The sequence below is a fragment of the Desulfohalovibrio reitneri genome, from assembly GCF_000711295.1.
GTDB classification, from domain to species: domain Bacteria; phylum Desulfobacterota; class Desulfovibrionia; order Desulfovibrionales; family Desulfovibrionaceae; genus Desulfohalovibrio; species Desulfohalovibrio reitneri.
The window spans coordinates 600172-613920 of sequence record NZ_JOMJ01000004.1; the positions used below are offsets into that span (position 1 = coordinate 600172).

At 64.0% G+C, this 13749-nt stretch carries 11 protein-coding genes; 6 read left to right on the plus strand and 5 right to left on the minus strand.

The features are described from left to right. The first annotated feature begins 4 nt into the window (after positions 1-4). From N911_RS0115375 to N911_RS0115390, 4 genes are all read left to right on the plus strand, one after another. Complete coding sequence (locus N911_RS0115375; protein WP_029898694.1) at positions 5-2206, plus strand: sensor histidine kinase; 2202 nt, start codon at positions 5-7, stop codon at positions 2204-2206. 70 nt (positions 2207-2276) lie between these two features. Continuing rightward, positions 2277-3191, plus strand: a complete 915-nt coding sequence (locus N911_RS0115380) for a TIGR01777 family oxidoreductase (RefSeq protein ID WP_029898695.1) — start codon at positions 2277-2279, stop codon at positions 3189-3191. Between the two features lie 106 nt (positions 3192-3297). Next, positions 3298-4692, plus strand: a complete 1395-nt coding sequence (locus tag N911_RS0115385; RefSeq protein ID WP_029898696.1) for an HD domain-containing phosphohydrolase — start codon at positions 3298-3300, stop codon at positions 4690-4692. Between the two features lie 62 nt (positions 4693-4754). Further along, positions 4755-6146, plus strand: a complete 1392-nt coding sequence (locus N911_RS0115390; protein WP_029898697.1) for a sigma-54-dependent transcriptional regulator — start codon at positions 4755-4757, stop codon at positions 6144-6146. Between the two features lie 18 nt (positions 6147-6164). Here N911_RS0115390 and N911_RS0115395 read toward each other — a convergent pair whose 3' ends face one another. The 4 genes from N911_RS0115395 to N911_RS0115410 form a co-directional block, all read right to left on the minus strand. Further along, positions 6165-6827 carry a PIG-L deacetylase family protein gene (locus N911_RS0115395; protein ID WP_035105805.1) on the minus strand — a complete coding sequence of 221 codons (663 nt, stop codon included), beginning with the start codon at positions 6825-6827 and terminating at the stop codon, positions 6165-6167. A gap of 90 nt (positions 6828-6917) precedes the next feature. Next, entirely contained in the window at positions 6918-7643 is a 726-nt protein-coding gene (locus tag N911_RS0115400; protein WP_029898701.1) for a DUF72 domain-containing protein, read from the minus strand. Positions 7644-7713: 70 nt separating this feature from the next. Continuing rightward, positions 7714-8130 (minus strand): secondary thiamine-phosphate synthase enzyme YjbQ, encoded by a 417-nt coding sequence (locus N911_RS0115405; RefSeq protein ID WP_029898702.1) that lies wholly within the window; start codon positions 8128-8130, stop codon positions 7714-7716. Between the two features lie 87 nt (positions 8131-8217). Further along, on the minus strand, positions 8218-9519 hold the full coding sequence (locus N911_RS0115410) for a citrate synthase (RefSeq protein ID WP_029898703.1): 1302 nt from the start codon (positions 9517-9519) through the stop codon (positions 8218-8220). Positions 9520-9701: 182 nt separating this feature from the next. On the opposite strand from N911_RS0115410, the gene N911_RS0115415 reads away from it, so the two are divergent. Together N911_RS0115415 and N911_RS0115420 are read left to right on the plus strand one after the other, a co-directional pair. Next, positions 9702-11447 (plus strand): sigma-54-dependent Fis family transcriptional regulator, encoded by a 1746-nt coding sequence (locus N911_RS0115415; protein WP_035105613.1) that lies wholly within the window; start codon positions 9702-9704, stop codon positions 11445-11447. 202 nt (positions 11448-11649) lie between these two features. After that, complete coding sequence (locus tag N911_RS0115420; protein WP_051694491.1) at positions 11650-11982, plus strand: thioredoxin family protein; 333 nt, start codon at positions 11650-11652, stop codon at positions 11980-11982. A gap of 288 nt (positions 11983-12270) precedes the next feature. Here the strand turns inward: N911_RS0115420 and N911_RS0115425 are convergent, their stop codons facing one another. Then, on the minus strand, positions 12271-13521 hold the full coding sequence (locus tag N911_RS0115425; RefSeq protein ID WP_029893407.1) for an ISL3 family transposase: 1251 nt from the start codon (positions 13519-13521) through the stop codon (positions 12271-12273). Between the last annotated feature and the right edge of the window lie 228 nt (positions 13522-13749).

Sequence of the window (13749 nt, forward strand, 5' to 3'; positions counted from 1 at the left end):
TGCCGTGACCCAGCGCGAACCCATCAAGGTCAGCGGGGACACCACCCGCGAGCGCAAGCGCCGCCAGCGCGAACTGTGGCTGGCCATGGGCGGGGCCGTGCTCATCGTGCTCCTGACCTGGGTGGAGCTGCAGTACATCGGCCTGGATTCCTACCTGTTCCTGGGCCTGTTCAACTTCAACTTCATCCTGCTGGCCGTCATTCTTTTCGTGGTCATCAGGAACATGGTCAAGCTGGTGCTGGAGCGTCGGCGCAAGGTGCTTGGCTCGCGATTGCGGACACGGCTGGTGCTGGCCTTCATGTCGCTGTCCCTCATCCCCACCCTGATCATGTTCTTCATTTCCGTGCAGTTCGTGCAGACGGGCATCGACTATTGGTTCCAGACCCAGGTGGAGTCCTCCATGGACAAGGCCCTGGAGGTGGGGCAGACGGCCTACTCACTGGCGCGCAAGCGCCCTGAGCGGGTGGGCAACTCCATGGTCTGGGACATTCGCGAGCGCCGCTTCGCCTGGGGCGGCAAGGGCATGGATTCCTACATCGCGGAGAAGAAGAAGCAGTTCGACCTGGGCATCGCGGGCGTGCTCACCCCGGAGCGGGACCAGCAGAACTGGCACATGGACGAGGATTTCCAGGCCGCCTGGCAAGAGTTCCGCTCCAAGACGGACTGGGCCTCCCTGCGCGAGGAGCCACGCTACCATTCCATGATCGTTCCGGGAGTGGGCATGGACGTGGTCGTCGGCGCGCTGCCCGTGGACCAGGCCAAGACAGGTTTTCTGGTGCTGGGCGAAAGCCTGGGGCAGGGGCTTCTCTTCAAGATGGACCGCATCGTGCGCGGGGTGGAGGAGTACAAAAAACTCCAGAACCTCAAGGCACCGCTCAAGGTGGCTCTTTATTTGACCATGGGGCTGATGACTTTTTCCATCATCCTTGGCTCCATCTGGTTCGGCTTCCGCTTGGCCAAGGAGCTGTCCCAGCCGGTGCAGGCACTGGCCATGGGCACCCAGCGCATCGCCAGGGGCGACCTTGGGGTGCGCCTGGAGGACAAGTCATCTGACGAGCTGGGTTTTCTGGTGCAGTCCTTCAACCGCATGGCCGAGGACCTGCAAGAGAGCCAGGAGCGGCTGAAGCAGGCCAACCAGCGCCTGGGTTCCCAGAATCAGGAGTTGGAGGCCAGGGGCAGCTATATCGAGGCCCTGCTGGACAACATCACCGCGGGGGTTGTCTCCCTGGACAGCCGGGGCCGGGTGAACACCGTGAACAAGGCCGCCGAAACCATGCTCGGCCTGGACGCCTCGGACATCATCGGCCGCACCCCCGTTGAACTGTTGGAGGGCGAGTACCGGGAGCGGGTGGAGGAGGTGCTGGCCCAACTGGAAAAGAGCCCCGGCCAGCAGTGGCAGCAGCAGGTCAACGTGGGCCTGGGCTCGCGCGAGGCCAAGTTCCTGGTCAACGTGGTGGGCCTGCGCACGCCGGAGGGGCGCGACGCCGGGCTGGTGGCCGTGTTCGAGGACATCACCGAGCTGGAGAAGATGCAGCGGGTGGCCGCCTGGCGCGAGGTGGCCCGGCGCATCGCCCACGAGATCAAGAATCCCCTCACCCCCATCAAACTCTCCGCCCAGCGCCTGGAGCGCCGCTTCGCGGGCGAGGTCGAGGACCCGGTTTTCACCGAGTCCACCCGGCTTATCGTTCGCCAAGTGGAGAACATGCAGCAGATGGTGCAGGAGTTCTCCGCCTTCGCCAAGATGCCGGAGGTGGTGCTCAAGCCGGATGACCTGCCCTCGCTGGTCTCCGAGGTCGTGGACCTTTTCCGCCACTCCCACGCGTCCATCGACTGGGAGTTGTCCGTACACGGCGAGTTCCCCCAGGTTCGCTTCGACCGCGAGGGCGTCCGCCGTGTGCTCATCAACATCCTGACAAACGCGGCCGAAGCCATGGGCGAAGTGCGGGACAGCCGGGTGGAGGTGGACTGCTCCTACGACTCCATCCTCAAGCTGGCCGTGGTGGAAGTGCGCGACAACGGTCCCGGCCTCTCCGACGAAGACCGCACCCGGCTGTTCGAACCCTACTTTTCTCGTAAGAAGGGCGGCACCGGCCTGGGCCTGACCATCGCCCGCTCCATCGTCTCAGACCACCACGGTTACTTGCGCGTGCGCCCCAACCATCCCCGGGGAACCATCTTCGTGGTGGAACTCCCCCTGCAGGGTTGATTTCCGGGCCCTCCGCCCATGACAGGGCGAAGCGGTTGCGCTACATTGGCCCCAAAAGCCTGGAGTTGCCATGCGCGTCATCATCACCGGCGGAACCGGATACATTGGAAGGCACCTCGTGGAGGCCCTGCTCGAACGGGGCGACGAGGCGGTCGTTCTTTCCCGCAGCCAGGGCAAGGTGCGAGAGGCCTTCGGAGGCCGGGCCAGCGCCGCCACCTGGGACGGCCGCACGGCCGAAGGCTGGGGGCAGTTGGCGGACGGCGCGGACGCCATCGTTAATCTGGCCGGGGAGAGCATTTTCGGCGGTCGCTGGCTGCCGGTCAAAAAGAAGCGGATCATGGAGTCGCGGACAAATGCCGGGCGGGCTGTGACCGAGGCGGTCCGCCAGGCGGAGAAGAAGCCTTCCGTGGTGGTTCAGGGAGCGGCCGTGGGGTGCTACGGCGACAGGCCCCCGCCGCCCGCCACGGAGGACGCGCCCTTGGGCGAGGGCTTCTTGGCGGATGTCTGTCGCGAATGGGAAGCGTCCACCAGCGAGGTGGAGGACATGGGCGTGCGAAGGGCCGTGGCCCGCACGGGGCTGGTGTGCAGCCGCGACGGCGGGGCCCTGGCGGCAATGCTTTCTCCCTTCAAACTGGGGCTGGGGGGACCCATCGGCGACGGCAAGCAAGGCTTTCCATGGATAGCCCTGGAGGACGAGGTGGGGGCCATCCTGCATCTGTTGGATACCCCTGAATGCCATGGTCCCTTCAACCTGACTGCGCCGGACGTGGTGGACAACCGCGCCTTCTCGAAAGAGCTGGCCCGGGCGCTGCGCCGTCCCTCGTTTTTCCGCGCCCCGGCCTGCGTGCTGCGCGCCCTGCTGGGCGAAATGGCCGAGGAGATGCTGCTGCAGGGGCAGTTCGTGGATTCCTCCAAGCTGCGGAACAGCGGCTACGTTTTTCGGGAACCCGCACTACGGGATTTCCTTGAACGCTTATTCAGATAAGCCTTTACAGAGCGGGGAAGCGTGCCCTATTCTTTTGAACATGGTGGGAGGAACGGGAACCGCGTTGCGACGGGTCGCTCAGGCCCCGGACCGGCGGGAGGCCGGCATGGCTGAGGAAGGCGCCCTTCGCGTTCTGGTTGTGGAGGACGAGGGGGTCGTTTCCCTGGACATCCGCAACCGGCTCAAACGCATGGGCATGCAGGTGGTCGGGCAGGCGGACTCCGGCGAGGAGGCGGTGCGGCTGGCTGTGGAGCAGACGCCGGACCTGGTGCTCATGGACATCATGCTGGCCGGCGAGATGGACGGCATCGAGGCGGCCTCACGCATCCGCGACTCCGTTGGGACCCCGGTCATCTTTCTTACCGCCTACGCGGACGAGGCCACTCTTGACCGGGCCAAGATTTCCACGCCGTTCGGCTACATCGTCAAGCCCTTCGAGGATCGCGAACTGGCCATCAACATCGAGATGGCCCTCTACAAATACAAGATGGACCGCCGCCTGCGCGACAACGAGCGCTGGTTGGACACCACCCTGCGTTCCATTGGCGATGGGGTCATCACCACTGACCAGGACGGCCGCGTGACTTTCGTCAACCCCGAGGCCTTGCGCATATTGGGGCAGGACGGGGAGGAATGGCTGGGACAGAAGCTGGACGGGGTGCTGCGTCTGACCAGCGAGGAGACCGGAGAGCCTGTGCGGGACATGGCGGGCCGCGTCCTGCGGGGTGAGGAGGCCTGCTGCTCCTCGGACAATATGCTGCTTTTCCCGCCGGTTGGAGAGCCCGCTCCGGTGAACATCACCATCTCCCCCATCCGGCGCGGGCGCGAGGGGGACGTCATGGGCGCGGTGCTGGTCATCCGCGACATCTCCGAGCGCAAGCACTCCGAGCAGGAGCTGCGCGCCTACGTGCGGCGGCTGAAAACCACCCTGGAGCAGACGGTCAACGCCCTGGCCATCACCTCGGAGAAGCGCGACCCGTACACGGCTGGGCACCAGCAGCGTGTGGCCCAGTTGGCCTGCGCCATGGCAAAGGAATTGGGGCTGGACGAGGACAAGGTGGAGGGCATCCGGGTGGCCGCCCTGTTGCACGACATCGGCAAGATCTACGTCCCGGCGGAAATCCTTTCCAAGCCCGCCCGGCTGACCAATATGGAGATGGGCATTGTCAAGACCCACCCCGAGGTGGGCTACGACATTCTCAAGGAGGTGCCCTTCCCATGGCCTGTGGCGGAGATCGTGCTGCAGCACCATGAACGGGTGGACGGCTCCGGCTACCCTTCCGGCCTCAGGCGGCAGGACATCCTGCCAGAGGCGCGCATCCTCTGCGTGGCCGACGTGGTGGAGGCCATGTCCTCCCACCGCCCCTACCGAGCCGCCCTCGGCCCGGACCTGGCCCTCAAGGAGATCACCAAGAACCGTGGCCATCTGTACGACTCCGAGCTCGTGGATGTCTGTATCAGCCTGTTCAACGACGGCTTCAACTTCAAACAGTTCGACTAGCCTGACGCCCGGTGGCGAATGGGCTTCGCTGGTCCGCTTCCCATCCCAAAGACGAGTCCGCCATGAACACCATCCTGGTCGTTGACGACGAAGAGGGCATCCGCTTTTCCCTGCGCGGCATACTGGAGGACGAGGGCTACGAGGTGCGCGAGGCGGCCAGCGGCGAGGAAGCCCTGGAGGACGTGGCCGAGCGCCGCCCCGACCTGGTCTTTCTGGACATCTGGCTTCCCGGCGTGGATGGCCTCAGTGTTTTGGGAACCCTGCAGAAGGACCTGGCCGATGTGCCGGTCATCATGATTTCCGGGCACGGGAACATCGAAACGGCCGTGTCCGCCATCAAGAACGGGGCCTTCGACTTCATCGAGAAGCCCCTCTCCCTGGAAAAGGTGGTCATCGCCGCCAGCAAGGCGCTGGAGTTCAAGGAGCTCAAGCGCGAAAACCTCAGCCTGCGCGCCCGCATCAACACCGACCAGGTGCAGCGGCTCACCGGCGAATCCTCCTCCATCAAGCAGCTTCGGGAACAGATCGGCCGGGTGGCCCCCACCGACGCCTGGGTGCTCATCACCGGGGAGAACGGCACCGGCAAGGAGATCGTGGCCCGCATGACCCACGCCGAGAGCAAGCGGGCGGAGAAACCCATGATAGCGGTGAACTGCGCGGCCATCCCCGAGGAGCTCATCGAGGCGGAGCTCTTCGGCCACGAGAAGGGGGCTTTCACCGGCGCGGAGCGCTCCAGCGAGGGCAAGTTCGAGCTTGCCGACGGCGGCACCCTGTTCCTGGACGAGATCGGGGACATGAGCCTCAAGACCCAGGCCAAGATTCTGCGCATCCTCCAGGAACAACGGTTCGAGCGCGTGGGCGGGCGCAAGACCATTTCCGTGGACGTGCGCGTGATCGCCGCCACCAACAAGGATCTGACCGCGGAAATCGAAGCGGGCAATTTCCGCGAGGACCTCTACTACCGCCTGAAGGTGTTTCCCCTGCACGTGCCGCCCCTGCGCGAGCGCAGCAAAGACGTCCCCCTGCTCATGAAGGAGTTCACCGCCGCCATGAGCCGGGAACACGGCTTCAAGCCCATCGGGTTCTCGGACGAGGCCCTGCGGGTGGTAGAGGATTATTCCTGGCCGGGCAACGTGCGGGAGTTGAAGAACTTCGTGGAGCGAATGCTCATCATGTGCGGCGGCCGCACCGTGGGGGTGGACGATTTGCCGCCGGAGTTGGCCCGGGGCGCGCCGACCTGTGCCCGCGGGGAAAGCGGGGAAGGGGACTTGGCAGGCCTGCTGCGTGAGGACGTGGACCTCAAGACGGCCAGGCAGCGGTTCGAGGCGCAATACCTCGCCTCGCGCCTGGCGGAGTGCGATGGCAACGTAAGCCGCTTGGCGGAAGTTGCCGGCGTGGAGCGTTCCACGCTCTACCGCAAGCTCAAGGCGCTGGGCGTGCAGGTTTCGGAGTAGGGGAGAGGCCGTCCGCCGTTAGTCCAGCCAGTCGCGGAATGGGTCGTGGCCGCCGGCCAGGATCTCGAAGACCTCGGCGTATGCCCCGCCGGTGCGGCTCATGCGGCCCCGGTATCGGGCCAACCCTTCCATGGCCTGATCCACCTTGCGTCCCAGCAGCCCCTCATAGCAGGCGATGGCCCGCATCTTTCGTTCTATGGACTGGCCGATGGCCATGGTCAGGTCGAAGGTCTGCAATGGCGGCTTGATCTCGTAGCCCAGCACCGTCTCAACCCGCCAGGGGGCACCCTCGAGGTCGGGATTGCCCGGGTCGGCCGCGGCTGTCACCGCGGTCTTGACCAGGCAGCTCAGTCCGTAGCGGTCGGGCGCCGGGTCCTGGGAGGAGAAGGTGAATACCCGCTCAGGCTGGTGTTTTCTGATCTTGCGGGCCGCCTTGAGCATGGCCTCGCGGGAGAACATGTCCGGCCCGCCCTCCACCAGCAGGAAGGAGACGTCGGCCACGCCCAGAATCCCGGCGGCCTCCCGCGCCTCGCGGGCCAGGGTGGTCAGGTTTTCGCCGGAGTAGGCGGAAAAGACGTTGACGCACTTATACCCCTGGTTCGCAAGCAGGGCCAGGGAGCCCCCACATCCCATGGCGATGTCGCCCGGAGTCAATCCGAAAGAAAGGACGGTTTTGCTCATGGTTCCCATCACGTGTGCGAGAATGTCCGCCTGTCTTTAGACCCATTTACGCCATGTTGCAAGGGCGGCACCCCCAAGGGCCGGGTTGGGTCAGGCGTTGACGAGCTTCTTGAACTGCCTGGCGTTGGGCACCATGGCCTGGTTGTTGAAGTAGACCCGGTTGGGCCACTGTCCGGCGCAGACGCGCAGCACGTCGTACAACTCGTCCTCGGAGTATTCATGGCGCGTGTTGTATGCGGGGCGGCCATGCAGGCGGAAGTATCGCAGTCCCCGGCCGGTTGGCTGGCGGATGAAGGGGTCGGCCGCGTGGACCAGGTCCAGCTCCATGACCAGGCTGGAGACCAGCTCGTCGGTCCACCCCTCGCCCCGGGGCTCGAATACCATCTGCATCCCCTCGCGGGGGGCCTCGCTGAAAAAGCGCCGCATCCGGTCCAGTTCCCGCTTGCCCGGATGGAAGCTGGACGGGCATTGAAAGACAATGGTCTCCGCCCGCAGGGACTTTGCTATCGCCAGTGTGCGGTTCCAGGCCATGCGGGTGGTGTCGTTCCACTTGAAGCCGCCGCACTGGTCGATCTGCCGCTGGCTGAGGTCTTCGGACAGCTTGCGGTAGGTGGGCGAGGAGGAGGCGTGGGTAATGAGCTGCCACGCCTTGAGGGAGAACACGAAATCCTCCCCGGCCTTGTCCCGCCATTTGGCAGCGGTCTTGGCCATGGGAGGCTGGTAGAAGGAGCGCTGCACCTCAAGGCAGTCGAACTCGCCGAACAGGTCGTCCTGGGCTTCGGCGAAGCCGCAGGTTCCGGTCAATATCTCGGACATAGGCTTCCCCCGTCGGAAACGAATACCTACCGCTACCAGGGAAGCGCGCCTTTGGGCAAATGCGCCAGGGTTACTCCCCGATGACCTTGACCAGCACCCGCTTCTTGCGGCGGCCGTCGAATTCGCCGTAGAAGATGCGCTCCCAGGTACCGAAGTCCAGGCGGCCTTCGGTGATGGCGCAGACCACCTCGCGGCCCATGATCTGGCGTTTCATGTGGGCGTCGGCGTTGTCCTCGCCCACGTTGTGGCGGTAGCCGTCCACCGGTTCGTGAGGGGCCAGGCGCTCCAGCCATTCGTCGTAGTCCTGGTGCAGGCCGGGTTCGTCGTCGTTGATGAAGACGCTGGCTGTAATGTGCATGGCGTTGACCAGCACCAGCCCTTCCTTTACTCCGGACTCGTCGATGGTCCGCTGCACGTCGGAAGTGATGTTGATGAAGCCGCGCCGGGTGGGGACCTCGAACCAGAGTTCCTTGCGATGTGATTTCATGCCTCGTCTCCTTCACTTGGGCCGTGGAGCGAAAAAAGCCAGGCGGCCCGGCGTCTCCGCTTCAGCAGGCAGGGGCCTCTCCGGAGGTCAGCCCCGGGGCTCCCGGTCGTCGATGGCCACGTAGTCCCGCTGGACGGGGCCGGTATAGACCTGCCTGGGACGGTGGATTTTGGTCGGGCCGTGGTTTTCCTCGGCCCAGTGGGCGATCCAGCCGGGCATGCGGCCGATGGCGAACATGACCGGGTACATGTTCACCGGGATGCCCAGGGTGCGCAGGATGATGCCGGAATAGAAGTCCACGTTGGGGTAGAGGCTGCGCTCGATGAAGAAATCGTCGGACAGGGCCGCGTTCTCCAGTTCCTTGGCGATCTCGAGCAGGGGGTCGTTGTGCTTGTCCTGCTCCAGGAGCAGGTCGTGGGCGGCCTGCTTGAGGATGCGGGCTCGGGGGTCGAAGCTTTTGTAGACCCTGTGGCCGAAGCCCATGAGCCGCATTTCCTTGTTTTTCACCTTTTCCAGGTATTCGGTGACTGTCAGGTCGCCCTGGCGGATGGACTCCAGCATGTCGATGACGGCGGCGTTGGCCCCGCCGTGAAGCCGCCCCCACAGGGCGCAGATGCCCGCGGAGATGGAGGCGAAGAGGTTGGCCTGCGTGGAGCCCACCATGCGCACGGTTGAGGTGGAGCAGTTCTGCTCGTGGTCGGCGTGCACCAGAAGGAAGAGGGAGAGCGCCCGCACCTGCGCCCGCGTGGGCTCGAACTCCTTGTAAGGGATGGAGAACATCATGTGCAGGAAATTGGCGCAGTAGGAGCGGTTGGGGTCGGGGTAGACCAGGGGCTTGCCCAGGGACTTGCGGTAGGCGAAGGCCGCGATGGTGCGCACCTTGGAAATGATTTTGCCCACGGCCAGCCGAAATTCCTCCGGCGTCTGGATGTCCAGCAGGTCCGGGTGGTAGCTGGCGAAGGAGTTGATGACCGCCGAAAGGATGGACATGGGCTGCCCATAGGGAGGGAAGCCCTCGAAGTGGTGCAGCAGGTCCTCGTGCAGCAACTCCTGGTTGATGAGCATCTCGCGGAAGGTGTCGCGCTCCCGCTGGGTGGGCAGCTCGCCGAAGATGAGGAGCATGACCGTCTCGATGAAGGAGCTGTGTTCGGCCAACTGCTCGACGGGATAGCCCCGGTGGCGCAGGATGCCCCTTTCGCCGTCCACGAAGGTGATGTCCGAGGTGCATGAGCCGGTGTTGGCGTAGCCGGGGTCGAAGGTGATGCAGCCGGAGTCGTTGCGCAGGTTGCGCACGTCAATGGCCCGCTCTCCCTCGGACCCCACGATGACGGGCAGTTCGTACCGCTCGTCGCCAATGGTCAGAATGGCGTTTTGCGTGTTTTTGGACATGGTATTCCCCCTGAAGCTCGAATGTGGCGTCAGCTTGTCGTATCGAGAGAGCGACCGGCCTGATCCGGCCGGACAGCTGGAAAACGATCAAAATCGGACGCAATGTAGGCCAAAGGAGGGGCTTTTGTCGAGTCCGCCCGTCTTGCCGCTGCCCGTGAAAGACGGTAGGTGGAGAGGTGCCCATGCCTGCCAACCGTTTCGACGCCCCGCCCGAGGCCGACCTGTTCCGGGAGATTCTGGACGAACAGGCCGGCATGGTCCTCCGGCTCGACGAGGAGGGGCGCATCGTCTACGCCAACACCGCCTGCCACGAGTTTTTCGGGCAGGACCTGCCCGAGCGTTTCGTCGAACTGTTCTCCCCTGTCTTGCGCCGTGACCTGGAAGACGCCCTGAACAAGCTGGGCGGCGAGAGGCAGCGCGCCTCCCGCGAGTTGCGCCTGGCCTCGGGAGGGGGGGAGCGGTGGCTCGAAATGACCCTGCGGGTGCTGCTGGACGCCAACGGGGCGCGGCGCGGCGTGCTGGTCGAAGGGCGCGACATCACCACCCGCAAGATCGCCCAGGAAGCCCTGCTGCAGGTCACGGGGGAGAAGGAGCACTTCCGGCTCAATCTGGAAGCCATCTTCCAGTCCATCCCCGACGGCATCGTCACCGTGGACCGCGACATGCGCGTTATCCGGGCCAACAAGAACCTTGCCGCCATCCTCGACCTCGACGAGGCCGGACTGGCCCCGGGCGAGGTCCTGAATGCCGACCAGGACCGCCCTTGCCGAGCGGGTTTGCGGCAGGTGGTGGAGCAGACGCTGGAAAACCGGCGCGGCGTGCGGGAGTACCGCGTCGACTGTCGCCAGGACCCACGCCCACGCGAGCTGGTTCTCAATTCCTCGCCCCTCATGGACCACCACGGAACATTCGCGGGCGCGGTGGTGGCCGTGCGCGACATCACCCGGCTGGCGGACCTGGAGCGCAAGCTCTCGGAGCGGCACAGTTTCCAGAACATCGTGGGCAAAAGCCAGGCCATGCGGCGGGTCTACGACCTGCTGGAGCAGCTGGCAGGAGTGGACACCACCGTGCTGGTGCTTGGTGAGTCCGGCACCGGCAAGGAGCTGGTGGTGGACGCCCTGCACTATTCCGGCCCCAGGGCGCGCGGCCCCCTGGTCAAGGTCAACTGTTCGGCGCTCACCGAGAACCTGCTGGAGAGCGAGTTGTTCGGCCACGTCAAGGGCGCCTTCACCGGGGCCACCCAGGACAAGGTGGGGCGCTTTCAGGCGGCCGAGGGGGGAACCATCTTTCTGGACGAGATCGGCGACATCAGCCCCCGCATCCAGCTCAAGCTGCTGCGCGGCCTGGAGCGCAAGGAGTTCGAGCGGGTGGGCGACTCCCGCACCTACCGGGTGGACACCCGCGTGGTGGCGGCCACCAACGTTGACCTGCTGCAAAAGGTCAAGTCCGGAGAGTTCCGCGAGGACCTGTACTACCGACTGAAGGTGGTCACGGTCCGTCTGCCGCCCCTGCGGGAGCGCAAGGAGGACATCCCCCCGCTGGTGGAGCACTTTCTCGAGGAGTTCCGGGGCGCCTTCGGCAAGGAGCTGGAAGGGGTGGACGAAAACGCCATGGCCCAGTTCATGCGCTACTCCTGGCCGGGCAACGTGCGGGAGTTGAAGCACGCCATGGAGCACGCCTGCATTTTGAGCCGTGACAGCCGCATCGCGGTGGCCGATCTTCCCCAGGAACTCCAGGAGCAGGTGAGCGGCCAGCCGGAAGCCGGACCCGCGCCGTCCACCAGCCGCAAGCCTGCGGGCCTGGAGCGCGAGGACATTCTGCGCGCCCTGCGCGAGACGGGCGGCAACAAGGCCAAGGCCGCTCGGGTCCTTGGCATCAGCCGCCGCACTCTCTACCGCAAGATGGACGAACTCCGCGTCGCGCCCTGACCGTGCGGGCGTGTGCCACTACCCTGCGTGGCACACATGTGTGACATTACACACCTGTGTCATGGCACACTCGGGGCAAAACGCTTCGCACTGGCATCTTTCTACATATCATACCAATATTACAGTAAAAAAATCAACTTTGGGAGACTTGGCATCCTCCTTGCTCATATCCAGGCAACAGGACGTGAGGGGGGGAATCGACATGACGCCCACAGTACGGGGCGCGACAGAGTTCGAAGCGGAAGTTCTGGGCCAGGCCGATCCGGTCTTGGTGGCCTGCCTGGACGAGCGGGGGGAGATGGACGGCCTCGCCGAGGCCGTCCATACCGCCGCGAAAAGCTTCGAAGGGGAAATCAGGGTCCGCCTGGTGGACAGTGATCTCCTCCCCATGCTGCGGAACAGGCTGGGCGTCACCGGAACGCCCACCATCCTCCTCTTCAAGGAGGGGAGGGAATGCAGCAGGCTTCTGGGGCGGTTTGAAGACGAGCACATTCTGGCCTTCCTGCGCCGCCACCTGGACGCCACGGCTCATTGAACAGACAGGTATTTCGCTGCCGGAAACGCCGCGTTAGCATATCCGTCCGCTTCCCGAACACCGAAGCGGAGCGCGACCGAACAGTGTTCGGGCGCCTGGCATATGACAGCGAGGGGGGAAAAGGGCGATCCGGCAGCGTTCTTTCAGCAGCCGATAGCGTGCCTTCACTCGGGGTGAACAACCGGCGCGAAATATTCGGCGAATCGGGCGGAACCGCAACCAAGCGGGTTCCGGGGCGCACCTGGGGGGAGCGTCCCGGCCGCCCATTTTTTTGGTCCTTCCGGGATTTCAGTGGGTGGCTCCGGTTTTGCAGGCCGGATAGAGGTCCAATCCACCACAGAAGAAGTAGATCGCCGTCTTGAAGTGCTCTTTGTTCCTGTAGCCGCAAGCTCGGCGTTTGATTGCCATGATCTTGCTGTTCAGTCCCTCGGCCACGGCGTTGGTGATTCGATGCCGGCAAAAGGTCACCACGTTGTCCATGTGAGCTCTCAAGGTCTGGGCCACCTTCTTCATCGGCGTGATCCGGGATCGCGTGGCCCAACCGCACCATTTCTCCAGGAACCTCTTTGCCCAGCCAGGGCTCATGTAGCCCCACAGATCCTGCAGGCTTTCCTTCATGGCCCAGGCTTTGGCCGTCTTCAGGTTGGCCTGCTTGAGGTCATCGAACCGAGGTCTGTGCTTATCCGGCAGACGGCTTTCGCCGTAAAGCCACAGGTATCTGGTGCCCTTGAGGATTGACTCCCCTTCGGCCATCAGGGCCTTGTGTTCCTGACGCCGGACAGTGTCCACCGCTTTCCCCACGTGTTGCATGACGTGGAAACGGTCAAAGACGATTTTCCGGCTTGCCTCAGGGATCCACTTCATAGTGGCCGAAAAATACGGCTGCCACATGTCCATGCTCACGGCCCGCACTGCTTCCAGCTGCTCGCTACTCAGGCTTTGATAATACGCCTCGAGGCTCGCCGTTCGGCGATCTTCAGCAACATGCTCAACTGTGCCCCTCATCAGATCGCAGACGACGGTCATGTACTTGTGTCCCTTGCGGAAAGCCTTCTCGTCCACCCCGAGGTAGTGGATATTGCGCTGTTCCTTGCGGCTCAAGCCTCTTTTGACGGCTCGTTCCATGATCCCCCAGGTCTCGTCCCAGGAAATACGCAACAGCCTGCGTGCACCTTCGATGGTCGAACAGGCCGTAATCACGTCAATGGCCATGCGCTCCATGAGCAGGGTGAAACGAGAATGGGGAGCGGCCCAGGGGACCTGTGCTTGGCGTACGCCGTGATCAGGACAGTTAACTCGTGGAATACGTGCATGAAGAAATGTCTTGAACTGGCAGGTATCTAGATGTCTCCATGTCCGTTCTTCGGCATGATCCCGGCAAGCCAACTCTCGCCCGCACTCTGGGCAAGACCAAAGAGCGCCAGGCTCATGATCGATCCACACATCCACTCGCCCAGCCCCAGTCTGGAGCTTCACGTCATCCACATGCCAGGGGTGGTCAATGCCAAGAATCTGAGCATAGAAATCGATGTCCCTCATGAGCAATGTCTCCTCTAGAACAGAGGACTACCTCAGGCTGCTACCCACGACAATTCCGGAAGAACCATTTTTTTTTGCCTGTGGCCTTCATTTCCTATGGATTTTTATCTTCGCGGGGGGTACAAAGAAATCACCCCCTCCTGTCATGCGCCAGTCCTAACGGCGCATCACAGCCCCTTCGTCCGGTCGGACCGCCAGGTCCGGCCGGGCGAAGTTTATTTCGGCACC

Bases quoted from the DNA above. Each gene is read 5' to 3' on its own strand.
- N911_RS0115390 (WP_029898697.1), top strand. From the start codon at position 4,755: ATGAACACCATCCTGGTCGTTGACGACGAAGAGGGCATCCGCTTTTCC.
- N911_RS0115405 (WP_029898702.1), bottom strand. From the start codon at position 8,130: ATGAAATCACATCGCAAGGAACTCTGGTTCGAGGTCCCCACCCGGCGC.
- N911_RS0115385 (WP_029898696.1), top strand. From the start codon at position 3,298: ATGGCTGAGGAAGGCGCCCTTCGCGTTCTGGTTGTGGAGGACGAGGGG.
- N911_RS0115425 (WP_029893407.1), bottom strand. From the start codon at position 13,521: ATGAGGGACATCGATTTCTATGCTCAGATTCTTGGCATTGACCACCCC.
- N911_RS0115420 (WP_051694491.1), top strand. From the start codon at position 11,650: ATGACGCCCACAGTACGGGGCGCGACAGAGTTCGAAGCGGAAGTTCTG.
- N911_RS0115415 (WP_035105613.1), top strand. From the start codon at position 9,702: ATGCCTGCCAACCGTTTCGACGCCCCGCCCGAGGCCGACCTGTTCCGG.
- N911_RS0115395 (WP_035105805.1), bottom strand. From the start codon at position 6,827: ATGAGCAAAACCGTCCTTTCTTTCGGATTGACTCCGGGCGACATCGCC.
- N911_RS0115410 (WP_029898703.1), bottom strand. From the start codon at position 9,519: ATGTCCAAAAACACGCAAAACGCCATTCTGACCATTGGCGACGAGCGG.
- N911_RS0115400 (WP_029898701.1), bottom strand. From the start codon at position 7,643: ATGTCCGAGATATTGACCGGAACCTGCGGCTTCGCCGAAGCCCAGGAC.
- N911_RS0115380 (WP_029898695.1), top strand. From the start codon at position 2,277: ATGCGCGTCATCATCACCGGCGGAACCGGATACATTGGAAGGCACCTC.